A 24,017-nucleotide genomic window follows, 5' to 3' on the forward strand; every position below is an offset into this window, starting at 1 on the left:
CTAGTTTTTACCCAATTGATCAAAGGTATAAAGTGCACTTGAGAACGGTACAATCTGGTTCATGATACGCTGCCAGCGTGTTAAGCCAGTTGCATCAATATAAACAATATCATTTTTTTGCATTTGGAATTGATTAGATAATGCAAGGTTGCCAAGACTGCTTAAGTTGAGTTGATAAATTGTCGATTTTCTTGTGTGTAAATCGGTACGCATCACGTAAATACGCGCCGCACTTGCAGAGTATGGGTTAACTCCTTCACTCTCACCCAATACATCACTCAAAGTCATACCTTGATCTCGTAATGGAATTGCTGAGCTTTTATTAGACTCACCCATAACGTAAAGTTTTTGGTTTTGCTTGGTATTTACATAGATCGTATCATTGGGTTGTACTAATAACTTGTGTAATGAGTAACCTTGCTTCTCAAGTGCAACGACATTTAAGTTATAAACTTCACCATTACGAATAAGCTGAATATCGGTATTGTCACCAGACTCTTGATTTACACCGCCTGCCATACTTAAGGCTGTATAAATACTGATGGGTTGATCATCTAAGTTATATTGACCACTTTTCATAACCTGACCATTAACAAAGTAGCGTTTTGCCTGATAAGACAAGACTCGAACTACAACGTCAGGTGTTTTTAAATATTTAGCAAATTGATTACGTAAATATTTATTGGTCTCAGCAAGTGTTTTTCCGGCAATATGAACTTGGCCTACAAGTGGTAATTGAACATTTCCTGTAGAGTCAATTGGATATCCAAATGCTTTAATATCACTAGAAGAACCTTGAACAGGAGGGGTAATTTCAGGATAAGCCCAAAGTTGAATAGATAAGACATCTCCAGGGCTTAAGCGATATTGATAAAAAGGGGTGTGAAATAAAGCACTAATATTTCCTTGCGGTCGCAAAGATTCAGAACTGATTTTTGGAATATTGTTTTGGGTGAGTTGAACAACAGAAACTTCTGCTCCTTGAGCTGTTTTAAAAGTTCCCTGTTCAGGTAAGTCATAAGTTTGTAAGCCTGAGGTGACTGCACATCCTGTAAACGAAAGTGAAATGGCTAAAAATAATAATGTGCTCTGATGCTTCACATTCAAACCCTTTATTGTTTGTAATCCAATGATACTTTGCATGAAGATATTGGATTGTAGTCTATAATTAACCCAAATCATACTTTATTTGCTGAGCAGTGATTGTATATTTCGAGAAAATTTTGTTTAAAGTCTGCTATATTAACGTAGTAGGTCGTATCCATGATGTTTCCCCATTTAAAATTAAATGGTTAGGTTTTATATATGTTTCAACTCGAGCAACTAAAAATAGCAATCATCGGTTTAGGGTATGTTGGATTACCTTTGGCAGTTGAATTTGGTAAACATAAACCTACAATTGGATTTGATATAAATACAGATCGTATACAAGAACTAAAAAGTGGTCATGACCATACCTTAGAAGTAACTTCTGACGAACTAAAACACGTACATCAGCTTTCATATACGGCAGATATTGAAGACTTAAAAACAGCAAACTTCTTTATTGTTACCGTGCCAACACCAATAGATGATTTTAAGCAGCCTGATCTTACTCCCCTTGTAAAAGCATCTCAAAGTATTGCTAAAGTTCTAAAAAAGGGCGATATCGTTGTTTATGAGTCAACGGTTTACCCTGGTGCTACAGAAGAGGTATGTATACCTGAATTAGAAAAACATTCGGGTTTAAATTTTAATAAAGATTTCTTTGTTGGTTATAGTCCGGAACGTATTAATCCTGGTGATAAACAGCGACGTGTAACCAATATTTTAAAAATTACATCGGGTTCCACTCCTGATGTCGCTGATTATATTGATCAGGTTTATAATTTAATTATTGAAGTAGGGACGCATAAAGCACCAACTATCAAAGTTGCTGAGGCTGCTAAAGTCATTGAAAATACACAAAGAGATGTGAATATTGCATTAATCAATGAATTGGCTCTGATTTTTAATAAAATGGGTATCGATACAGAAGATGTACTCAAGGCCGCAGGTACAAAATGGAATTTTTTAAACTTTAGACCTGGTTTAGTTGGTGGTCATTGTATTGGTGTTGATCCGTATTATTTAACGCATAAAGCAGAGTCAATTGGTTTACATCCAGAAATTATTTTGGCAGCTCGTCGTTTAAATGATCGTATGGGTGAATATGTTGCAACCCAATTGATCAAAGAAATGGTAAAGCAACGCATACAAGTAGTTGGTGCTCGTATATTAATTTTAGGTTTGAGTTTTAAAGAGAACTGCCCAGATATACGAAATACTAAGATTGTAGATATGGTTAAAGCACTAAAAGAATACGATTTAGATCTTGATATCTATGATCCTTGGGTAGATAGTGCCGAGGTTGAAGCAGAGTATGGGTTAGCTCCAATCATGGAATTAAAACAAGGTCGGTATGACGCTATCGTAATTGCAGTTGCACATGATCAGTTTAAGGTAATGAGTACTGAAGACTTTCATTCTTTAGGTAAAAAAAAGCATGTGCTTTATGATTTAAAGCATGTTCTTAATAAAGTAGATGCAGATTTAAGACTATAGCAATGGTATTAATCGGGAAGTTAAAGAACAAAGTATTTGTCAATTCTGTTTGGATGATGTCTGAAAAACTCATTTCAATTTTTGGTTTAATCTTTGTTACTTCATTTGTTGCAAAGTATATAGGCCCTGAAAATTTTGGAAAATTAACTTTTGCAAGTTCAATTTTTTCTATTATTCAAACGATTGCAATGTTTGGATCGGAAAATATTATTTTTCAAAAAACCTCTAAAAACAGAAAATTAGGTGAATATATAATTGATTCCACAAAAATAATTAGAGACATTCTGTATCTTGCTTTTTCATCTTTTACATTGTTTTATATTTATTATTTTGCTGATTATTTAACTTTTGTATTTTCACTTGCGACAAGTGTAGCGATTTATTTTGCTGTTCATGATGTATATTCAATATATTTTAATGCAATTTTGCAATCTAAAATAAATGCATATTGTAATATTTTAGCTTTAATTATTTCATTAATTATAAGATATTGCATTGCAAAATTTCAGCTAGCAGTAGAGTTATTATGTGTTCCGATAATAATGATTACCTTAGTACCTTTTTTTATTAGAAAATATTTGTATGCACGGAAAAAAGTGAGTGAAAGTGATATTGTAATAGAAAAATTTAAGCGTTATCGAAAATTTATGTTGGGTGTGGGGCGTAAACTTGCTTTCTACTCACTTTCGGTTGCAATTTTTACAAAAACATCGCAGTTATTTCTAGGTGTTGAGTCGCAATATGATTTGGGTATTTATACTGTAGCAATGACATTGGGGAATAGTTTCTATTTTGTTTTGGTTGCAATAATTTCTTCATATTTTACACAGATTTATGTTGAGAAGGATTTTGAAAAAAGTCAAAATATGGTTGCTAAGCTAAGTTTGGTTATTATCTTAATATGTTCGCTAGTAATGGTTATTTTTTCTTTAACAGGACATTATATTATTGAATGGTTATATGGCAAGCAATATACAAGTGTAAATAATATTCTAATATTTACAGTATTTGTTACGTTATTTTCAGGGCTTTCCACAATTGCGGAGAAGTACTTATTGAAATTTAATGCATATGACTATTTGAAGAAAAAAACACTTTGTTTAGTTGTATTTAATATCATGCTAACAGCTGTTTCTGTTCATTTTTGGGGCTTAAATGGTGCAGTTTTTGCCATTTTAACTACAGAAATTATGTCATTTTCTATATTTAACTATTTTTATAAAGATAGAATCATACTCGATGTTCAAAAGAGAATTTTTTTACCTTCCACTTATAGAAAAGAGTACAACTAATGATAATTTTAAGTGTAATTGTTCCTATATATAAAGTAGAAGAATATATTGTTGAGTGTATTGAGAGTATATGTAATCAATTGATCAGTGGCGTAGAGATTATTTTGGTTGATGATGGTACACCTGATACATCTATGGCTTTAGCACGTAATTATATTGCTCAAAAATATCCTCATTTTGAAAATCAATTTGTTTTTATTGATCAAAAAAACCAAGGTCAAAGTGTTGCTAGAAATAATGCATTAAAAATAGCAAAGGGTGAGTATATTGGATTTTTGGATTCAGACGATTATTTATTGCCAAACTATTTTTATGAATTAATGAAAGTTATAAATGAGAAAAATGTAGAAATAATTCATTTTAATGCTAAACAATATACTGAAGATCAAGGCTATATCGATAGTATGTGTTTTGTGAAGGAAAATAAAGTTTCAATTAATAATGAACTTTATCGTGAGAAATTGTTTTTACAAGCTTATTGGTATCCTTGGTTGAGGGTTATTAGAAAAGATGTTTTAAACAAATTTCAATTTGATGCTAATGTATATATGGAGGATAAGTTGCTTTTTCCAAAAATTTACTATTTTACAGATGGTTGTGAAATTTTTGAAATGAAAAAGGAACTAGTTTGTTATAGGCATCGAGATGGCAGTTCAATAAGGAGTGGTTATCCTGAACCACTTTTAAAAGGAATTGACTTAGGGATAAAAAAATTTATTCCAACAAGTGAAGCCCCACTTTACTCTATTATCTATAATCAATTTTTAGCCCAAAAAATATCAACAATGATTGATAGAGAGCAAAGCTTTTTTAGTATTTATTTTTTTGCTTTAAATGAGGTAGGTAATATTAAACTTAATTATAAAATAAGTTACAAGGTTTTTTTGTTAAAATACTGTACTTTGATTTATATAGCTATTTTAAAATTAAGAAATTTCTTTAGATAGTCAAGGTGTATATATGAATTCAGTTTTTAGAACTAATAAAATAATGGCAACTCTAATATTCTTTATATTTAATGTTGCTTGTAGTGTTTTCTATTTTGTATTTCAAGTCCTATATTTTTCATGAATGAATTTAGAAGTTGGTATTTAAAATGAAAAAATTATCAATAGTTATTCCTGCATTTAATGCGGAAAATTACATTATAAATACACTAGTCTCTATGGTTAATCAGCCTGTTGATTTTAATAATATTGAGTTAATAGTTGTTAATGATGGGTCTAGTGATAAAACTCTTGAGTCGGTGGAGCAATTTTCTAAAGGAGTTCCTGGTATTACATTAAATATCTATTCAAAAGAAAATGGAGGATTAGGTAGTGCTAGAAATTTTGGCATAGAAAAAGCTAAAGGTGATTATATTTGGTTTTTTGATGCAGATGATATAATGGAGAAAGGATCTCTACCTAAGGTGATGTCAAAATTAAATGATGATTTGGATTTATTGGGTTTTGGTGTAAAGGAAACGTACGTTAAGACTAATAAAATTAAAGTGGTAAATGTTAAGAATAGACCAATTAATGTAGTTGTAAATGGTAGAAATTATATTGAAAATTATGATATTGGGCATTCAGCATGTTGTTTTATAGTTAAGAAATCAATTTTAATAGAGAATTCTATTTATTTTTTAGAAGATGTACTTAGTGAAGATTTTGATTTTGAGTTGAGGTTATTTGAAAAATGTAAGAATATTACACATATAGATGCTATTTGTTATAATTATATTATTAGAGAAGGTTCATTAAGTCGAAGAAAAAATAGTGAATATTATACTTTTCATCACCGAAGTATGATAAAAATTATTGATAATTTAAATTTAAATTTTAGGAAATCTAAGGATTTAGATTATAAAAAAAGTGTAGAAATTTATATTACACGTATTAAAATAATTGCTCTTATTAATTTATTAAAATCTACCTTGCCAAAAGATAAAGTAAATTTATTTTTTCAGCAGTTTAAGCAAGGCGGTTTTTTAGAATTGGCGGATTATCGTAAGTCTAAGCTAGGTTGGAAGCACTATATAGTTTTTACTCTCGTTAATTTTAATCTTATTGAATTATTTCTTTTTTTAAAAAATAATTTAGTTCTATTTAAATCGAGGTAGTGATTAGTGAATTTAAGACTTAGATTGAATACGATAATTTTTTTAATTATATCATCTATATTTTCTTTAATAGTCGGCATGAGAGGTAATACTAATGATACCTATACTTATTACTTTATTTTTAAGAATGTTGATTCCTATGATTTAATGAATTATAGCGATTTTTACTCTAGAACTGGGGTTGAAGTTGGTTGGGGATTATATTCAAAAATTATTTCATTATTTTCAAATAGTGAGGTGGTTTTATTTACAATTTTTTCATTACTAACTTTTTATTTTATATATAAAACAAGTGATATTATTAAATTAAAATTTATTTATGTGATGTGTTTTTATTTGCCAACAGGTTTTTTTTTGATGCAACAATTTATGCAAATTCGTCAAGGTTTTGCTGTTCCTGTAGTAATATATGCGAGCTTTCTATATTTGGAAAATAAGAAATTATTAGCAATATTATTTTTTTCTTTAGCAGTTCTGTTTCATCAAACAGTTATAGTTTATATTTTATTTTTATTCGTTTTTTTGTTGATCTATAAATATTTTTTTGAAGAAAATAAGCCGTTGAATTTTAAGATATATATGATATCTATTCTTTTGTTGGGTACTATATTTTCTCGTGTAGTATTTTTACCTTTGGCTTTATCTTTTTTTAGTAGGCTGCAATCATATGCTAATACAGATTATGCTGAAAGTGTTAGTCTTTTGGGATTAGCTAATATTAAATTTTATATAGAATTTATTTTTATACTATTTTTTATGCATAAAAAAGATTTGAATGATAAATTTCTTATATTGATGATTTTTGTTTTTACGATAGGCTTAGCCATTCGCATAGCTTTCTTCGATTTTGCAATTTTAAGTGGCCGCTTGTCTAATGTATTTTTATTTATAGAAATATTTCTTATGCCATACTTTATTTATAAGCGTTTTAGTAAAATAGTTTTGCTTACTACTCTTGTTTTATACTTTCTCATAATTGGTTTTATATCGTGGAACTTTCAAGTAGCAGAGTATTTAGCAGATTCTTATTTTTATCCTTTGTATTAATTATGAGATAGCTATGAAAATTCTTTTTATAATCAATTCTTTAAAAAATAAGTCGGGTTCGGAGCGAGTTGCTGTAGAGCTTGCAAATAAGATGTCTAGAATAGATGATTATGAGATTACGCTTTTAAATAGAGAGTCTACTAAAGACAATGCTGCCTATCCGTTATTTGAAAATATAAATGTAATTGCATTAACTGGAAATATATTTCAATTCTATAAAAAATTAAAAAAATATATATCAACTTGCACTTATGATGTGGTGATAATTCATAATATGGGAAAATTATCTCTACTTTGCACTTTTCTACCAAATTTAAATAAATTAGTAACACTTGAGCATGTGTCTTTCATCAGTAGGCCCAAGACTGTTCAATTGCTCAGTCATTTTTTTTACACAAGAATTGATCAGGTTGTTACTTTGACCCAAAATGATAAAGAACAATTCGATAAATTTCATTCTAATGTAATTGTTATCCCTAACTTTTCACCGTTTCCTATCATTTCATCACCTCAAAATAATACTAAACAAATTGTAACGATTGGTCGTTTAACTGATCAGAAAAACTATATCCATTTACTTCAAGCTTGGGAGAAAATATATCAATCTATTCCTGATTGGCAACTCAATATCTATGGCGAAGGTGAGCACAAAGAGATGCTACAAAATTATATCAGCAAGCGCTTTCTTAAAAATGTGAGTTTGAAGGGTAGTACTTCAAATGTAAAAGAAGTTTATGAACGATCTAGTTTTTTTGTAATGTCATCTAAATATGAAGGTCTCCCAATGGTGTTAATAGAAGCTCAGAGCTTTGGTTTACCTATTGTTTCATATAATTGTCCATATGGCCCAAGTGATGTCATTCAAGAAAATCAAAATGGTTTATTAGTGGAAGATCAAAATATTGATAAATTGGCAGAAGCCATTTTAAAACTAGCCTCATCTCCAAATTTATTAGATCGTTTTTCAAAAGAATCTTTATTAAATGCTAAAAAATATCAACCTGAACAAATTTTAAAAATTTGGAATGAAAAAATCTTGCAAGGATAAAGTTTTATGTTTTCTGTATTAAGCTCTATTTATCACAAAGAGCATCCATCACACTTTAATGCTTGTATGGAAAGTATTTGGGATAAGCAAACTTTAAAGCCTACAGAAATTATTTTAGTTGAGGATGGACCTCTAACACCTGAACTTGATAAGGTGATTGCACGGTGGCAAGAAAAACTCGGTAATATTTTACATGTTAAGAAGCTTGAGAAAAATGTAGGTACAGGTAAGGCAAAAAATATTGGTTTGCAAGAATGTACATATGACATTGTATGTATTGTAGATACAGATGATATTTATGTATCGGAGAGATTCGAGAAGCAAATTGATTTTTTAAAAAACAATCCCGATGTTTCAATTATAGGTGGACAGATTCTCGAATTTGTAGAAGATATCCATAGGCCTACTGGGATGCGAAAAGTTCCTCTATCAAATGAAGACTTAAAAAATTACGCAAAAAAGCAAAGTCCCTTTAACAATATGACTATTACGTATCGAAAATCCCATATTCTTGAAGTTGGAGGCTATCAGCATCATTTATGGATGGAAGACTATAATCTTTTCTTAAGAGTAATTGCTAAAGGCTATAAAATTCAAAACTTGGCTGATGTTTTGGTCTATGCAAGAATTGATAACGGTATGCATGGTCGTCGAAAAGGTTTCCAATATATTAAAAGTGAAAAACAGTTACTAGATTTAAAAAAACAACTAAAGTTACAAAATCCTGTATATGCTAATATGCTGTTTCTGATACGGTCTGCGTTTAGACTGTTGCCAGCAAATATGCTAGGTAAAATTTATAATACCTTTCTTCGTAAAGATATTAAAAAATGAGTGAATGAAAATATGAAACGCTTAGTAGACATAGTCATTTCTTTAATAGCTCTAACCGTACTGTCGCCAATATTTCTGATAGTTGCTTATAAGGTCCGTAAAAATTTAGGTTCACCCATATTCTTTTATCAAGAAAGACCTGGGAAGGACGGAAAATTATTTAAAATGATTAAGTTCCGTTCGATGAAGGATGCCTTTGATGCGCAGGGGAATCCATTGCCGGATGAGGCTCGTATTACTCCATTTGGGCAGAAGTTGCGTTCTACTAGCTTAGATGAAATGCCACAGCTTATTAATGTTTTAAAAGGTGATATGAGTGTGGTGGGTCCTCGTCCAATGTTAAAAGACTTTGTCGCTTTATATTCACCAGAACAAGCACGTCGCTTAGAAGTACGTCCTGGAATGACTGGTTTAGCTCAGGTCAGTGGACGTAATGAACTGGATTATGAAGAACGGTTTAAATGTGACGTTTGGTATGTAGACAATCATAGTGTTTGGGTTGATTTTAAAATCATGTTTAAAACAGTCAAAGTGATGTTAAGACGCGAAGGTATTAATGCACCAGGACATGTAGGACCATCTTTATTTAAAGGTAATGACGTCCAAGAAAATGTCGACTCATCTGTAAAGTAAATTTTATATCTTGAAATATTTCTTATGATCAAAAAAGCAGTTTTACCAGTAGCCGGTTTAGGAACGCGTTTTTTACCTGCAAGTAAGTCAATTCCAAAGGAAATGGTTACCGTTGTTGATCGCCCAGCTATTGAATATGTAGTGCGTGAAGCGGTGGAAGCAGGAATTGAACAGATTATTTTAGTGACTCACTCTTCAAAAGCTTCGATTGAAAATTATTTTGATCGAAACTTTGAATTAGAAACAATATTAAATGAAAAGAAGAAATTGGATTTGCTTGCAGAGATTACGCAAATTGTTCCTTCTCATGTGAGTGTTGTGAGTGTACGACAACCTCAACCTCTAGGCTTAGGGCATGCTGTTTTATGTGCAAAGAGTGTTGTCGGTCAAGATGATTTTGCTGTGCTATTACCAGATGTATTAGTGAAAGATAGCTCTGGACAAAATGATCTATCTCGTATGATTTCTCGCTATAACTCAAGCCAAGCTGCTCAAATCATGGTTGAAGCAGTGCCAGACCATTTAGTAGATCAATATGGGATTGTGGATGTAAAACATAGCCCAAATGAAGGTGAAAGTATTGCTATGCAGGGTATTGTTGAAAAGCCCGCAGTAGGTTCTGCACCATCAAACTTATCGGTGGTTGGCCGCTATGTGTTACCTGCCAAGATTATGCAATTACTTGAGAACACGCCGAAAGGTGCGGGTAATGAAATTCAGTTAACTGATGCAATTGCAATGCTTCAAGACACAGATACTGTTGAAGCTTATCGTATGCAAGGTCAAACGTTTGATTGTGGTAGTAAGATTGGCTATTTAAAAGCTGTACTACACTATGGAGTTGAACACCCTAAGTTAGGAAATGATTTTAAACAGTTAATTCAGGAACTTAAATTATAAAATTTTGTAGCTCTGCTTAACTATTTGTAAAAATGAATGAATATATGAACAGAGCAATATATTCTCTTTCTGGAAAGGGAAGAGAATTTTATAGAATATTAAAATCAGGTGTACAATGAAAATCGCGGTATTTGGAACCACCTTACATGCTGGTGTAATGGCAGCATTATTAGCTGAATATGGCAATCAGATCTATTGGTGTACAAGTGTCACCTGTGAAGAAAACATTTCTATACTTTCTTATCAAGATCAAGAAGTTAATCATTATTTAAATAAACAGAGAAAAGCAGGTTTTTTAAAAGAAAGTCCTTTTTCTGAAATTCCTTTAGATATTGAAGTTTATTTATTTTGTTTTAGCCCAACACAAATCGAGCTTGCTTTAAAAACAGTTGAAAAGTTGAGTGAGCGCCCGATAGTTCATCCACGTTTAATGATCAATGGCTCTACTTTTGGTCTACATGGTACGAATCAATTAAAACAACATTTGCCAAAAGATGAGTGGGTTTATTTTCCTGATGTGATTCAAGAAGGAAATGCGATTAATAGCGTGCTGAACGTAAAACATGTCATTGTTGGTGTTGAATCAAGCTATGCTCAAGACATAATGCAAGAGTTATTACGTCCATTTTTCCGTTTTAGTTATCAATATTTATTTATGCCGATTTTAGATGCCGAATTTACCAAGCTTAGCATTTCAGGCATGTTGGCGACTAGAATTAGTTATATGAATGATCTTGCTCTAGTTGCGGAAAAGTTAGGTATTGATATTGCCAATGTAAAGCATGGCATTGCTGCAGATACACGTATTGGCGCAGCTTATTTATCAGCAGGTGTAGGCTTTGGCGGTGAAAACTTTTCACATGATATTTTAACGCTTTCGAGTACGGTTTCTGAAACAGGTGCGAAAAGCCGTCTACTAGAACAAGTATGGGCGATTAATGAACAACAAAAAGAAATTTTATTCCGTAAATTATGGAATTATTATCACTGTGATTTGAGCGGTAAAACTGTTGCAATTTGGGGGGCTTCATTTAAAGAGAACACTCCAAGTACACATAACTCACCTATTCATATTTTATTGGTTGCATTATGGGCACAAGGGGTAAAAGTACGTTTGCATGACCCACAAGCCTTAGATGAGATCGCAACAACTTATGGAGACCGTGAAGATCTGGTTTTATGTGCTGACCAATATGAAGCTGCACAGGGAGCTCATGCTTTATGCTTAGTGACAGCATGGAAACAATATTGGAGCCCTGATTTTAAACAGTTACAACAAGTAATGCAGCATCCTCTTATTTTGGATGGGCGTAATATTTACGATCCGGCATATGTGAAAGCAAAAGGTTTCGCTTATGAAGGAGTAGGTCGATTATGAGTAAATCTATCGAGAAGTTTCCTAAAGAGTTAGTCTCGCCTATAGCACAGCTTCACTCCTTAGTTGAGAAGAATTCAAAATTACATATCAAAGAATTATTTGCAGCCGAGCAAGACCGCTTTCAAAACTATTCGGTAAAGTTCGATCAATTGGTTTTTGATTATAGTAAACACCGTATAACTAAAAGTGTTTTAGAACAATTGTTTGCTTTAGCAAAGACGAAACAATTGACTCACTGGATTGAGCGCTTATTTTCCCAAGACAAAGTTAACTGTACTGAGCAGCGTGCAGCTATGCACTGGGCCTTACGTTTACCATCGGAATATTCTAAATTTCCTGAACTCACAAAACAGGTTCATACTCAATTACAGCGTATGTACGCTTTGGTTGAAAAAATCCATGCTGGGCAATACCGCGGTGCTACGGGTGAAGTGATTCAGGATGTCGTTAATATTGGTGTAGGTGGTTCCGATTTAGGGCCTCAAATGGTGACCCATGCACTATGCGATTTTAAAGTAAAAACTGCCAAACCTCTTAATGTACACTTTGTTTCGACTATGGATGGTAGTCAGTTATCAGACTTGCTCCATCAACTGCGTCCGGAAACGACTTTATTTATTATTTCTTCAAAGTCATTTGGCACTATTGATACTTTATCCAATGCACAAACAGTTCGTCAGTGGCTTGAAAAAGCGTTAGGAAAACATGAACGCGTTGTAAAAAGTCATTTTATTGGTGTTTCTACAAAAGCTGATAAAATGACCGAATGGGGAATTGCTCCTGAAAACCAGTTGCTGCTTTGGGAGTGGGTAGGTGGACGTTATTCTCTTTGGTCGTGTATTGGTTTACCTATTGCATTGTCAGTTGGGATTGATGGGTTTCAGCAGCTTTTAGCTGGTGCACATGCTGTCGATGAACACTTTCAAAATACAAGCTTTGAGCAAAATATACCGGTTCTCATGGCATTATTAGGGGTCTGGAATAATAATTTTTTAAATATACAGACCCATGCTGTATTACCTTATGATGGCCGTTTAAAATATTTTGCAGCCTATTTGCAGCAGCTTGAAATGGAATCTAATGGTAAGTCAGTACAACGTGATGGACAAAAAGTTGAATTAGACACTTGCCCAATTGTATGGGGTGAGGTTGGCCCAAATGCTCAGCATGCATTTTACCAGTTACTCCATCAAGGAACTCAGGCAGTAACTTGTGATTTTATTGCTCCTATAAAACGTTATAATGCAGATCATTTTACTTATGTAGAAAATGCTGAAGCATTAGTTGAGCAACATCATCTTGCACTTTCAAACTGTTTGGCGCAATCACGTTTATTGGCTTTTGGTAATGAAGCTTTGGATTCAGCTGAACTAAAGAATTTACCAATTTATAAACAATATGAAGGTAATCAGCCGAGTTCGACATTACTTTTAAAAGAACTAAATCCATATAGTTTAGGGATGTTAATTGCTTTATATGAACATAAGGTATTTGTTCAGTCGGTAATTTGGAATATTAATCCGTTTGATCAATGGGGTGTTGAAAAAGGTAAGCAGATTGCTGATCAGTTACTTCCAATTTTAAATGGTGCTCAAAATGATCTTTCAACACTTGATGCTTCAACACGTGGTTTGATTAAAATTTTATTAGGAAAAGTCGATGGCTAAAATTTTAGTTACAGGTGGTGCAGGTTATATTGGTTCACACACTTGTGTAGAGCTTTTAGAAGCAGGTCATGAAGTTATTGTATTTGATAATCTTTCAAATAGCTCAAAAGAATCTTTAAATAGAGTTCAAGAGATTACTCAAAAAAGTTTAACTTTTGTGGAGGGTGATATTCGGAATTTTGACGAGCTTGATCGAGTGTTTCAAGAGCATACAATTGATGCGGTTATTCATTTTGCAGGTTTAAAAGCAGTGGGTGAAAGCCAGGAAAAACCGCTTATTTATTTTGATAATAATATTGCAGGGAGTATTCAACTGGTGAAGTCAATGGAGAAAGCTGGTGTTTATACATTAGTATTTAGCTCTTCTGCGACAGTATATGATGAAGCAAATACCTCTCCTTTAAATGAAGAAATGCCAACAGGTATGCCAAGTAATAACTATGGATATACAAAACTAATTGTTGAGCAATTATTACAAAAACTTTCAGTAGCTGACTCTAAATGGTCTATTGCTTTACTACGTTATTTTAACCCAGTAGGTGCACATAAGAGTGGGCGTATTGGTGAAGACCCGCAAGGTATCCCAAATAATTTAATGCCTTATGTGACTCAAGTTGCTGTTGGTCGTCGTGAAAAATTATCCATTTATGGTAATGATTACGATACAGTAGATGGTACAGGTGTGCGAGATTATATCCATGTTGTTGACTTGGCGAATGCACATTTATGCGCTTTAAATAACCGTCTACAGGCGCAAGGTTGCCGTGCATGGAATATTGGTACAGGTAATGGTTCATCTGTTTTACAAGTAAAAAATACCTTTGAACAAGTGAATGGCGTACCTGTTGCTTTTGAGTTCGCTCCACGTAGAGCAGGGGATGTTGCGACTTCTTTTGCTGACAATGCTCGTGCAGTTGCTGAGTTGGACTGGAAACCTCAATACGGTTTAGAAGATATGCTTAAGGATAGCTGGAATTGGCAAAAGCAGAATCCGGCGGGTTATAAGAGCTAATTATTTAAATTTTCTAAATTCAAATATATAGCAGTTGTTGGTCAATAGAACGCGTGTTTTCTAAAGAGACAGCAGTTGTAGCGGTTATTTTCATGCTAGTATTCGCCACAATTCCGTTAGCCTCTTTTTGCAGTCATGGTTTTTCTACGTCAACAACTGTTATTCATCTTTATTGCCTTTTTATCTACCTGTGTAGGTATATATGTTGCATGGGACATGAATTTAACTGGGCATAAGTTTTATACCTATTTGATTTCAGAAAAGGCTATTTTTTCAATTCTTTTTAACTACGCGGTAATTCAACTATTTTTTATTGTGGTTGGTCGTAAATATGCTGCAATTTTTTTAAGCCAATTATTCGTTATATTTTTAAATTTTATTAATAAAAAGAAGCAACAGTATTTATTTAGCAATTTAAGTCCTGAAGATATTTTTTTACTTCCAGAAGCAATGAAAGCCACTCCTTGGCACTTACAACTTATCTTTTTTACTCTTATTATTTTCTTTCTTATCATACTTTTAATTGCTCTACGTAAAGAAAGTAAAGCCACTTTTCATACCTATGTCCCTAATATCATTATCTTTGGACTAATCAGTAGTGGTTTAATTTACTTAAATTTTATTAGGAACCCTACAGGCGCTTGTTTTTCTGAAAGAAAACCTATGATTTGTGCTAGCTTGCAGGAATTTCCAAATACCAGAAATGATTGGGTTGGTGACTACCGGAAGATACAAGATTATGGATTTGTGACTTTTTACGTTTCTAAAGTATTGGATAATGTAACCAGCGTATTGTTACCTAGTCGCAAAGTATCTGAATCAGCGATACAACAAATTTTGCACCAACATCATATTTTACATCCGTTAGAGAATAAAACTCCTCAATATCCAAATATTATTGTAGTAATGGAGGAGTCTTTTTGGGATTCACACAAATTAGATAATGAGCTTCCGAAAGATTTATTGTCTTTTGTTCAACAAAATCAAGTATCTAATTTATTGTCGCCTACTTTTGGCGGAGGTACTGCGAATGTAGAATTTGAAGCCCTTACAAGCCTGAATACGACTTTTTTTCCTAATGAGCTGTTATATGTTTCTAAGCTAAAAAAACCAATTTATGCTCTTCCTTATTATTTAAATTCAATGGGTTATCAAACGGTTGCAATGCATAATAACTATAGTTATTATTATAATCGTAATAAGGTATATCCAGACTTAGGGTTTGAGAAATTTATATCACTTGAAAATATGATTGCTCAAAAAGATCGGAGTAATATATTTAATCAAGGGGGCTGGGCCACAGATGACCTTATTTTTGATTCGATTAAGTCTACTCTAAAACAAAATGAGCAAAAGCCAAAGTTTATTTATGCGATTACCGTCGAAAATCATCCAATGTATAATGATGATCGATTTGGGAGACAGAATTATAAATTTAGTAGAGAACTAACTGAAACCCAAAAACAAAAATTAAGTACTTACACGGCTGGAATTGCACGTGCTGATCAAAAGTTGCAGGAGCTTGCTGAATATTTAAAGACTGTAGAACGGCCAACAATTTTAGTGGCTTTCGGTGATCATTTGCCTAATTTGCAAGAAGTCTATGATAGATATGGATTTTTTAAAGAAGATACTGAGAGAACTAACCTAAAAAATTACCAGACTCCGTTTGTAGTGTGGAGTAATTATAAATTAGATAAGAAGCCTTTAAAGCAACCATATATTGCTGCAAGTTTTGTGGCTCCAAAGCTATTAAAGCTGGCAGGGCTACCTTTGTCAGACTATTATCAATTTATTGATAATGTTTCGAATTGTTATAGTGCCATACATCAAAAATTTGTAAAAGAAGCTCCAACTTGTAACTTTAACAATAAAGCTTTGTTAAAGGATTATGAAAATTTAAATAGAGATGTATTAGATGGGAATAATCATACTTATAAGATTATGCAAAATACTCAAATAGAGATGGAAAAGTAATTTCCATCTCTATTATATAGGAATTATTAAGACTGAATTAATCCAGTCAATTCATCTACATAATATTGCATTGGCTGAGCTTGACGATCTGCACGGCTTTCAATGTTGAGGCGTAATAACGGTTCAGTATTTGAAGCACGGACATTAAAACGCCATGCGCCAAAGTCGAGGCTTACACCATCGGTACGGTCAATTTGTGGATTTTGATCGGCATAGAAGTCGAAAATCTTTTGAATCGTAGTTTGCGTATCGGCTACTTTAAAGTTGATTTCACCACTACAAGGGAACTTGGCAATCATATTTTCAACGAGTGTTGAGAGAGATTGTCCTGTTTCAGAGAGTAGAGCAATGGTGAGTAACCAAGGAATCATACCACTGTCACAGTAAGCAAAATCACGGAAATAGTGGTGGGCACTCATTTCACCGCCATATACGGCATTGTGTTCACGCATAACATCTTTAATAAATGCATGCCCCGATTTTGACTGTACAGCAACACCTTTATATTCTTCGACGATATCAAATGTGTTCCACACTAAACGTGGGTCATGCACAATTTTTTCGCCTGACTGTTTGATTAAAAAAGCTTGAGCCAATAGACCAACAATATAGTAGCCCTCAATAAACTGACCTTTTTCATCGAACAAGAAACAGCGGTCAAAGTCGCCGTCCCATGCAATACCCATATCTGCTTTATGCTCAAGAACAGCATTTCGGGTACTGTCACGGTTTTCAATTAAAATTGGGTTAGGGATGCCATTTGGGAAAGTACCATCTGCTTCATGATGAATTTTAATAAATTCAACCGGTACATTAAGCGCCTTAAATTTTTCTTCAATGGCATCAATCACATGACCAGCTGCACCATTACCCGCGTTTACCACTAACTTTAATGGACGGATTTTTGCAGGTTCAATATAAGTCAGTAGATGGTCAACGAACTCAGGCAAAATGTTATAGCTTTGCGTTGTACCTTTTTGGCTAACTTCTTCAAAGTTATTGGTCTCTGCTAAAGCCTGAATTTCTTTTAAACCAGTATCGGCACTAATTGGACGAGCATTTTCTCGAACCAATTTCATACCGTTATAGTCCATTGGGTTATGACTCGCAGTTACTTCTATACCACCTTGTACGTCTAAATGAAAAGCGGCAAAGTACACTTCTTCAGTACCCGTCATGCCTAAATCAAGCACATTCACACCCGCATCATTTAAACCGCGGATGGTCGCTTGTTTTAAAGCCTCACTGCTTAGACGAATATCACAACCTACAACCACAGTCTTTGGTTTATAGATTTGTCCGTAAGCGCGGCCAATTTTATAGGCGATTTCTTCATTCAATTCGGTGCCGAGTTTGCCTCGGATATCATAAGCTTTAAAACACGTTAAAGTAGTCATTATTCAATTCAATACATGTGGTTTGAGTTGTGTGCACATTATACATAGATCATGAAATAGGTATGTTTATAGTTTTTATATTCAAATTTTGCACTACATTTCTGTAGGTCATATTTAAGTTTATAAGGAAGCTTTTTTACGACTTTAGTCGAATAAAAAAAATTATAGATGAGAAATGGCTTGATTTTTCTTGGTTATATTGGTCATACCAATTGTGGTAATTATTTAATCATTGATCTTACCAATAACTGTGTTTATGATGCGCCTTGTGGTTTAAGGAGTAGCATTTGCACTTAAATTTTAATTGGTCATACCAATTTGTGTAAATGTTGAAATTTTAAGGTACAAAAATTCGCCCCGGCATTTCAAGGAGATGACAATGCTCAATATGTGGCAACAACTTTATGACCCTTTAAATAATATTTGGCTGTCTAGTGCGGTTGCATTAATCCCGATTATTTTCTTCTTTTTGGCCTTGGCTGTTTTTCGTTTAAAAGGCAGTATCGCGGGTACGGGCACAGTTATTATTGCATTACTGATTGCGCTATTTTTCTATCAAATGCCTGGTCAAATGGCCTTTGCGTCAATCATTTACGGTTTCTTCTACGGTCTATGGCCAATTTCATGGATCATTATCGGGGCGGTTTTTCTATACAAGATTTCGGTAAAAACAGGCCAGTTTGAAGTTATCCGCTCAAGCATTCTATCTATTACCGAAGACCAACGTCTGCAAATGTTACTTGTTGGTTTTGCATTTGGTACTTTCCTTGAAGGAGCTGCGGGCTTTGGTGCTCCTGTCGCAATTACCGCTGCACTACTTGTCGGTTTAGGGTTTAAGCCACTTTACGCTGCTGGTTTATGTTTAATTGTAAATACAGCACCAGTTGCATTCGGTGCAATGGGTATTCCAATTATTGTGGCAGGGCAGGTTTCCGGTGTAGACACTATGGAAATTAGCCAGATGGTGGGTCGTCAGTTGCCATTTTTAACCATTATTGTGCTGTTCTGGATTATGGCGATTATGGATGGCTGGCGTGGTGTTAAGGAAACTTGGCCTGCGGTATTGGTCGGTGGTGGTGCTTTTGCGATTGCCCAGTATCTCACCTCTAACTTTATTGGCCCTGAGTTACCAGACATTACCGCAGCAATTGCTTCATTGGTCAGCCTGACGTTGTTATTCCGTGTTTGGAAACCAAAACATATTTTCCGTTTTGAACCTGAAGCGGGTCAGACTTTGGCTCAGCAACCTACAACAGTTCAACGTTATAGCATTGGGAAAATTGCAAAAGCATGGTCTCCATTTGCTATTTTAACGGTAATGGTCACGATTTGGAGCGTTAAGCCATTTAAAGCATTATTTGCAAAAGATGGTGCTCTTGAACACTGGATTTTTAAACTTGAAGTGCCGTATTTACACAAATTGGTCGAGAAAATGCCACCGATTGTGTCCGAGATAAAACCATACGAAGCGATTTATAAGTTTGACTGGTTCTCTGCAACAGGTACTGCAATTTTTATTGCTGCGATCATCACAGTTATTTTCTTAAAAATGAAAGCAAGTGAGGCAGTAACAACTTTCGGTGAAACACTCAATGAGTTGAAAACACCGATTTACTCGATTGGTATGGTGTTGGCATTTGCTTTTATTGCGAACTATTCAGGTTTATCTGCAACTCTGGCTTTGGCTCTATCGCATACGGGTCATGCGTTTACTTTCTTCTCGCCATTTTTGGGTTGGCTTGGTGTGTTCCTTACTGGTTCAGACACTTCTTCAAATGCTTTGTTCTCGGCACTACAGGCAACTACAGCTCAGCAAATTGGTATTCCAGAAGTGTTATTGGTCGCTGCCAATACCAGCGGTGGTGTAACTGGTAAAATGATTTCGCCACAGTCGATTGCGATTGCATGTGCCGCAGTAGGCTTAGTTGGAAAAGAGTCTGACTTGTTCCGTTTCACGGTAAAACATAGCATCATATTCACTGTCTTTGTTGGCATCATTATTACGGTTCAGGCTTATCTGGTTCCGTGGATGATTCCATAACTCCAGTGAAGGAAACGCGATGAGAATCTCCGATCAAGTGGTCATGAAATTGCAGGCATTAATTGAAGAACGTCACATGAAAAAAGGTGACCGTTTGCCTGCCGAACGCCAGCTTGCAACAAGTTTAGGGGTTTCTCGTCCGTCTTTGCGTGAAGCGATTCAGCAGCTTAATAGTCAAGGTGTGCTCAGTAGCCGCCGTGGCGATGGGACTTATATTCAGCAGTTACCTGAGCAGTGGCCACAGCAACTTATTGTGAACCCGATTAGTAACCTGATTGAAGAAGATCCACTCTACCGTTTTGATGTGCAAGAGGCGCGGTTATTGCTTGAGGGTGGCACGGCATGGTATGCCGCATTACGCTCAACGCCGGAAGATCGTGCCAAAATCCATCATTATTTTAATGAAATTAGTCGCCATCAAAATGCGGGTGACTCGGCGCAAGCTGCGGTGGCAGATGCTGAGTTCCACTTAGCGATTGCTGAAGCATCTCACAATGTAGTGCTGATTCAAATGATGCGTAGCCTGTTTGATTTGCTGCAATACAACGTCTTGTTAGGGCGTAAGAAAGTTTATAACGACCCTGTAAATGGTGACTTGCTGAGCGAGCAGCATTTTCAGGTGATGGATGCTATTGATCGTAAAGATCCCGAGGCCGCACGCCAAGCTGTCTGCGGTCATATTGAATTTGTGATTAATCATGTGCGTTCTCTGGATGAAGACGAAGCTCGCCAGAAACGTGCAAATCGTTTAAATAGAGTTGATTCAAAATGATTATTTCTTCTGGCAATGATTATCGTGCTGCGGCACAACGTCGCTTACCCCCATTTTTATTTCACTACATTGATGGTGGAGCGTATGCGGAATATACCTTAAAGCGTAACGTACAAGATTTGTCAGAAATTGCATTGCGTCAGCGTGTGCTGAATGACATGTCAGCGTTAAGTTTAGAGACAAAACTGTTTAATGAAACGCTATCGATGCCGGTTGCATTGGCGCCTGTAGGTTTAACAGGTATGTATGCACGCCGTGGTGAAGTGCAAGCCGCAATGGCAGCCGATAAAAAGGGCATACCATTTACACTTTCAACGGTTTCAGTGTGTCCGATTGAAGAAGTCGCACCTGCAATTAACCGCCCAATGTGGTTCCAGCTTTATGTATTACGTGACCGAGGTTTTATGCGTAATGCTTTGGAGCGTGCAAAAGCAGCAGGCTGTTCAACTCTGGTGTTTACTGTAGATATGCCTGTGCCAGGAGCGCGTTATCGGGATGCTCATTCGGGTATGAGTGGACCAAATGCTGCGATGCGCCGTTATATGCAGTCGCTGTTCCATCCGCACTGGTCATGGAATGTTGGCTTAATGGGCCGTCCGCATGACTTGGGTAATATCTCTAAATATTTAGGCAAACCGACTGGGCTTGAAGACTATATTGGTTGGTTAGGCTCGAACTTTGACCCATCGATTTCATGGAAAGACCTTGAGTGGATTCGTGAGTTTTGGGATGGCCCAATGGTGATTAAAGGTATTTTAGACCCTGAAGATGCCAAAGATGCTGTGCGTTTTGGTGCAGATGGGATTGTGGTATCGAATCACGGTGGTCGTCAGTTAGATGGCGTGATGTCATCTGCTCGTGCATTACCTGCAATTGCCGATGCCGTTAAAGGTGATTTAGCAATTTTGGCTGACTCAGGCATTCGTAATGGTTTAGATGTGGTGCGTATGTTAGCGCTCGGTGCCGATACGGTTTTACTTGGCCGTGCGTTTGTTTATGCCTTGGCAGCAGCAGGTGGGCAAGGTGTGTCGAACTTACTTGATTTAATTGATAAGGAAATGCGCGTTGCGATGACCTTAACGGGTGCTAAGTCGATTTCGGATATTAATGAGGATTGTTTAGTACAGGCGATTAAACAAGGTCTTTAAGAAATAGTAAGTGAAGCAGTAAGCACAGCCTCAAAATTTGTTGATTTGCTAATGTTTTACGTATAGGCATTTGTCACTTTTGAAAGGTCAAAAGTAACCAAAAACCTTTTGTTGAGCAAACCGTACTTCCTTGTACGGTTGCTCAACAGGCGGCATCCCTGCCGCCAACGCGTAGCCAATTTAAATTAAATCTAACACCTAGAGACTGCTAGTGCTAAGCGTCACTTACAGCCTGCGTAGCATGAGCAAGGTATTGTTTTTGCAATATAACTGGAAAAATGGATGCAGTGAACAGGTTCTGTAGTGACAATGGTTTTGATTACTTTTGCCAAAACAAAAGTAATGGAATTAGCTACTTTAAATATTAGTTCTAAACGGAAAAACTCCGTCGAGCTTTTCTGATTTTTAAAAAACTATGTGGTATGGATGACCAAAAGGAAACCATCATGCAAACATTTTCTCCTCAAGCAGTGATCGAACGCTTACAAAATATTGTAGGGCGTTCTTATGTTTTGACCGATGACCAAAGTACGCGTCAATACCGTCAAGGTCGTCGTTTTGGTGAGGGGAAAGTACTTGCTGTGGTGGTGCCGGGTACTTTGCTAGAGCAATGGCAAGTTTTGCAGGCTGCAATTGAGGCAAACTGTATTGTGATTATGCAGGCAGCAAATACAGGACTCACTGGTGGTTCGACCCCGTATGGTGATGACTATGACCGTCCTGTGTTGGTCATGAGTACGCGCCGATTAAAGGGCATACAAGTTATTCATGACGGTAAGCAAGTGATTTGTTTACCGGGTGCGACCTTAGACAATTTAGAGCAAATTTTAAAAGGCTATGACCGTGAACCGCATTCAGTAATTGGTTCATCTTGTATAGGTGCATCGGTACTTGGTGGTGTCTGTAATAACTCTGGTGGTGCCTTGGTACGCCGTGGCCCGGCCTATACTGAACTGGCGTTATATGCTCAGGTGAATGCTACTGGTCAGTTAGAACTAGTGAACCATTTAGGGGTGAATTTAGGCTCGACTCCTGAAGAAATTTTGTCTCGATTAGAGAAGCAGCAATATCAAGCCGTAGATATTTTAGATGACAGCGAAAAACAGGCATCAGACCATCGCTATGCCCACGATGTGACCCAAGTTGATGAAGATACGCCTGCTCGTTTTAATGCAGACCCGTCACGTTTGTTTGAAGCATCGGGTTCGGCTGGTAAAGTCTGTGTGTTTGCGGTACGCCTTGATACTTATGAAAAAGTAGAAAGTAATGTCTTTTATATTGGTACTAATGATGCAGATGATTTAACAGCGATTCGTCGTTATTTGCTCACTTCACTACCAAGCTTGCCGATTGCGGGCGAATATATTCACCGAGATGCTTACTTGATTGGTGAAAAGTACGGAAAAGACACCTTCTTATTTATTGAGAAATTTGGCACAGCCAATGTTCCCAAAGCTTTTGCGATGAAAGATAAAGTCGATGGCTTTTTGGAAAGATTTAAAATTAAAGGTCTAACAGACCATATTTTACAGGCCATTACCTTCTTTTTACCGAGTCATTTGCCGAAGCGTATGACCGAATATCGAGATCGTTATGAGCATCATTTAGTTTTACGTGTCGAAAATAATTCAAAAGCTCAGACCGAGCAGTTTCTAAAAGAATATTTTGCGGTGCATCAGTCAGGTCACTATTTCGTATGTAGTGAAGAGGAAGGACGAAAGGCATTCTTACACCGCTTTGCGATTGCGGGGGCGGCAATTCGTTATCGTGATACACACCGTAGTGAAGTTGAAGATATTGTCGCGCTTGATATTGCGTTACGTCGTAATGACCGCGAATGGGTAGAGCAACTACCAGCCGAGATGGAAAACAAAATTCTCCATAAACTCTATTATGGGCATTTCTTTTGTCATGTGTTCCATCAAGACTATATTCTTAAAAAGGGCAATGACCCTTTAGAAATGGAACATCAAATGTGGAAATTACTCGATGCGCGCCGTGCTGAATATCCAGCAGAGCATAATGTTGGGCACCTTTACATTGCCAAGCCTGCCTTAGCGAATTTCTATCAAAAACTCGACCCAACCAACAGCTTTAATGTGGGGATTGGACATACCTCAAAACTGAAATATTGGGGCAAGGCTAAATCGTAATATCGAGACATAAAAAAAGGCGCCGAAGCGC

Annotated in this window: 19 protein-coding genes; 17 read left to right on the forward strand and 2 right to left on the reverse strand. The window is 35.6% G+C overall.

Translation table 11 applies throughout. The annotated features are described in order from the left end of the window. Complete coding sequence (locus HJG58_RS11600; RefSeq protein ID WP_456263973.1) at positions 1-1,101, reverse strand: polysaccharide biosynthesis/export family protein; 1,101 nt, start codon at positions 1,099-1,101, stop codon at positions 1-3. A gap of 204 nt (positions 1,102-1,305) precedes the next feature. Between HJG58_RS11600 and tviB the strand changes: the two genes are divergently transcribed. The 13 genes from tviB to HJG58_RS11665 all read left to right on the forward strand — a co-directional run bounded on the left by tviB (position 1,306) and on the right by HJG58_RS11665 (position 16,475). Beyond that, complete coding sequence (gene tviB / locus HJG58_RS11605; RefSeq protein WP_004735649.1) at positions 1,306-2,583, forward strand: Vi polysaccharide biosynthesis UDP-N-acetylglucosamine C-6 dehydrogenase TviB; 1,278 nt, start codon at positions 1,306-1,308, stop codon at positions 2,581-2,583. Between the two features lie 2 nt (positions 2,584-2,585). Next, complete coding sequence (locus HJG58_RS11610; protein WP_002123321.1) at positions 2,586-3,875, forward strand: MATE family efflux transporter; 1,290 nt, start codon at positions 2,586-2,588, stop codon at positions 3,873-3,875. Then, complete coding sequence (locus tag HJG58_RS11615; protein ID WP_170248995.1) at positions 3,875-4,822, forward strand: glycosyltransferase family 2 protein; 948 nt, start codon at positions 3,875-3,877, stop codon at positions 4,820-4,822. Before HJG58_RS11610 ends, HJG58_RS11615 begins: the two co-directional genes overlap by 1 nt. Positions 4,823-4,971: 149 nt before the next feature. Further along, positions 4,972-5,979, forward strand: a complete 1,008-nt coding sequence (locus tag HJG58_RS11620) for a glycosyltransferase family 2 protein (RefSeq protein ID WP_002123295.1) — start codon at positions 4,972-4,974, stop codon at positions 5,977-5,979. 6 nt (positions 5,980-5,985) lie between these two features. Next, entirely contained in the window at positions 5,986-7,026 is a 1,041-nt protein-coding gene (locus tag HJG58_RS11625; protein ID WP_002123290.1) for an EpsG family protein, read from the forward strand. A 13-nt stretch (positions 7,027-7,039) separates the two neighbouring features. Beyond that, positions 7,040-8,074: a glycosyltransferase family 4 protein gene (locus HJG58_RS11630; RefSeq protein WP_004735655.1), complete on the forward strand. Its 1,035-nt coding sequence runs from the start codon at positions 7,040-7,042 to the stop codon at positions 8,072-8,074. A gap of 6 nt (positions 8,075-8,080) precedes the next feature. Further along, positions 8,081-8,908, forward strand: coding sequence for a glycosyltransferase (locus HJG58_RS11635; RefSeq protein WP_002123301.1), 828 nt, complete (start codon positions 8,081-8,083; stop codon positions 8,906-8,908). Positions 8,909-8,920: 12 nt separating this feature from the next. Then, on the forward strand, positions 8,921-9,541 hold the full coding sequence (locus HJG58_RS11640; protein WP_004735659.1) for a sugar transferase: 621 nt from the start codon (positions 8,921-8,923) through the stop codon (positions 9,539-9,541). Between the two features lie 24 nt (positions 9,542-9,565). After that, complete coding sequence (galU, locus tag HJG58_RS11645) at positions 9,566-10,441, forward strand: UTP--glucose-1-phosphate uridylyltransferase GalU (protein WP_004735661.1); 876 nt, start codon at positions 9,566-9,568, stop codon at positions 10,439-10,441. Between the two features lie 115 nt (positions 10,442-10,556). Next, entirely contained in the window at positions 10,557-11,819 is a 1,263-nt protein-coding gene (locus HJG58_RS11650) for a nucleotide sugar dehydrogenase (protein WP_000686129.1), read from the forward strand. After that, positions 11,816-13,486, forward strand: coding sequence for a glucose-6-phosphate isomerase (gene pgi / locus HJG58_RS11655; protein WP_031966803.1), 1,671 nt, complete (start codon positions 11,816-11,818; stop codon positions 13,484-13,486). The genes HJG58_RS11650 and pgi overlap by 4 nt, the downstream gene beginning before the upstream one ends. After that, positions 13,479-14,498, forward strand: a complete 1,020-nt coding sequence (gene galE / locus HJG58_RS11660) for a UDP-glucose 4-epimerase GalE (protein ID WP_001062909.1) — start codon at positions 13,479-13,481, stop codon at positions 14,496-14,498. Before pgi ends, galE begins: the two co-directional genes overlap by 8 nt. Before the next feature lie 315 nt (positions 14,499-14,813). Next, complete coding sequence (locus tag HJG58_RS11665) at positions 14,814-16,475, forward strand: LTA synthase family protein (protein ID WP_081313817.1); 1,662 nt, start codon at positions 14,814-14,816, stop codon at positions 16,473-16,475. Between the two features lie 26 nt (positions 16,476-16,501). On the opposite strand, the gene HJG58_RS11670 is transcribed toward HJG58_RS11665, so the two are convergent. Continuing rightward, positions 16,502-17,872: a phosphohexomutase domain-containing protein gene (locus HJG58_RS11670; RefSeq protein WP_031966799.1), complete on the reverse strand. Its 1,371-nt coding sequence runs from the start codon at positions 17,870-17,872 to the stop codon at positions 16,502-16,504. A 373-nt stretch (positions 17,873-18,245) separates the two neighbouring features. Here HJG58_RS11670 and lldP point away from each other — a divergent pair, with 373 nt between their 5' ends. The 4 genes from lldP (at position 18,246) to dld (ending at position 23,986) form a co-directional block, all read left to right on the forward strand. Further along, positions 18,246-19,913, forward strand: coding sequence for an L-lactate permease (lldP, locus tag HJG58_RS11675; protein ID WP_170248999.1), 1,668 nt, complete (start codon positions 18,246-18,248; stop codon positions 19,911-19,913). 19 nt (positions 19,914-19,932) lie between these two features. Then, entirely contained in the window at positions 19,933-20,685 is a 753-nt protein-coding gene (lldR, locus tag HJG58_RS11680) for a transcriptional regulator LldR (RefSeq protein WP_002120807.1), read from the forward strand. Next, on the forward strand, positions 20,682-21,833 hold the full coding sequence (gene lldD, locus HJG58_RS11685) for an FMN-dependent L-lactate dehydrogenase LldD (protein WP_170249001.1): 1,152 nt from the start codon (positions 20,682-20,684) through the stop codon (positions 21,831-21,833). The genes lldR and lldD overlap by 4 nt, the downstream gene beginning before the upstream one ends. 446 nt (positions 21,834-22,279) lie before the next feature. Next, positions 22,280-23,986, forward strand: a complete 1,707-nt coding sequence (dld, locus tag HJG58_RS11690; RefSeq protein WP_216076568.1) for a D-lactate dehydrogenase — start codon at positions 22,280-22,282, stop codon at positions 23,984-23,986. The last annotated feature ends 31 nt before the right edge of the window (positions 23,987-24,017 follow it).

The sequence above is a fragment of the Acinetobacter geminorum genome (genome assembly GCF_013009345.1).
In the GTDB taxonomy this organism is placed as follows: domain Bacteria; phylum Pseudomonadota; class Gammaproteobacteria; order Pseudomonadales; family Moraxellaceae; genus Acinetobacter; species Acinetobacter geminorum.

What these genes read in the sequence shown, in the direction of transcription:
- tviB (WP_004735649.1), top strand. Translation starts at nt 1,306, where the DNA reads ATGTTTCAACTCGAGCAACTAAAAATAGCAATCATCGGTTTAGGGTAT.
- HJG58_RS11610 (WP_002123321.1), top strand. Translation starts at nt 2,586, where the DNA reads ATGGTATTAATCGGGAAGTTAAAGAACAAAGTATTTGTCAATTCTGTT.
- HJG58_RS11615 (WP_170248995.1), top strand. Translation starts at nt 3,875, where the DNA reads ATGATAATTTTAAGTGTAATTGTTCCTATATATAAAGTAGAAGAATAT.
- HJG58_RS11620 (WP_002123295.1), top strand. Translation starts at nt 4,972, where the DNA reads ATGAAAAAATTATCAATAGTTATTCCTGCATTTAATGCGGAAAATTAC.
- HJG58_RS11630 (WP_004735655.1), top strand. Translation starts at nt 7,040, where the DNA reads ATGAAAATTCTTTTTATAATCAATTCTTTAAAAAATAAGTCGGGTTCG.
- HJG58_RS11635 (WP_002123301.1), top strand. Translation starts at nt 8,081, where the DNA reads ATGTTTTCTGTATTAAGCTCTATTTATCACAAAGAGCATCCATCACAC.
- HJG58_RS11640 (WP_004735659.1), top strand. Translation starts at nt 8,921, where the DNA reads ATGAAACGCTTAGTAGACATAGTCATTTCTTTAATAGCTCTAACCGTA.
- galU (WP_004735661.1), top strand. Translation starts at nt 9,566, where the DNA reads ATGATCAAAAAAGCAGTTTTACCAGTAGCCGGTTTAGGAACGCGTTTT.
- HJG58_RS11650 (WP_000686129.1), top strand. Translation starts at nt 10,557, where the DNA reads ATGAAAATCGCGGTATTTGGAACCACCTTACATGCTGGTGTAATGGCA.
- pgi (WP_031966803.1), top strand. Translation starts at nt 11,816, where the DNA reads ATGAGTAAATCTATCGAGAAGTTTCCTAAAGAGTTAGTCTCGCCTATA.
- galE (WP_001062909.1), top strand. Translation starts at nt 13,479, where the DNA reads ATGGCTAAAATTTTAGTTACAGGTGGTGCAGGTTATATTGGTTCACAC.
- HJG58_RS11670 (WP_031966799.1), bottom strand. Translation starts at nt 17,872, where the DNA reads ATGACTACTTTAACGTGTTTTAAAGCTTATGATATCCGAGGCAAACTC.
- lldP (WP_170248999.1), top strand. Translation starts at nt 18,246, where the DNA reads ATGACAATGCTCAATATGTGGCAACAACTTTATGACCCTTTAAATAAT.
- lldR (WP_002120807.1), top strand. Translation starts at nt 19,933, where the DNA reads ATGAGAATCTCCGATCAAGTGGTCATGAAATTGCAGGCATTAATTGAA.
- lldD (WP_170249001.1), top strand. Translation starts at nt 20,682, where the DNA reads ATGATTATTTCTTCTGGCAATGATTATCGTGCTGCGGCACAACGTCGC.
- dld (WP_216076568.1), top strand. Translation starts at nt 22,280, where the DNA reads ATGCAAACATTTTCTCCTCAAGCAGTGATCGAACGCTTACAAAATATT.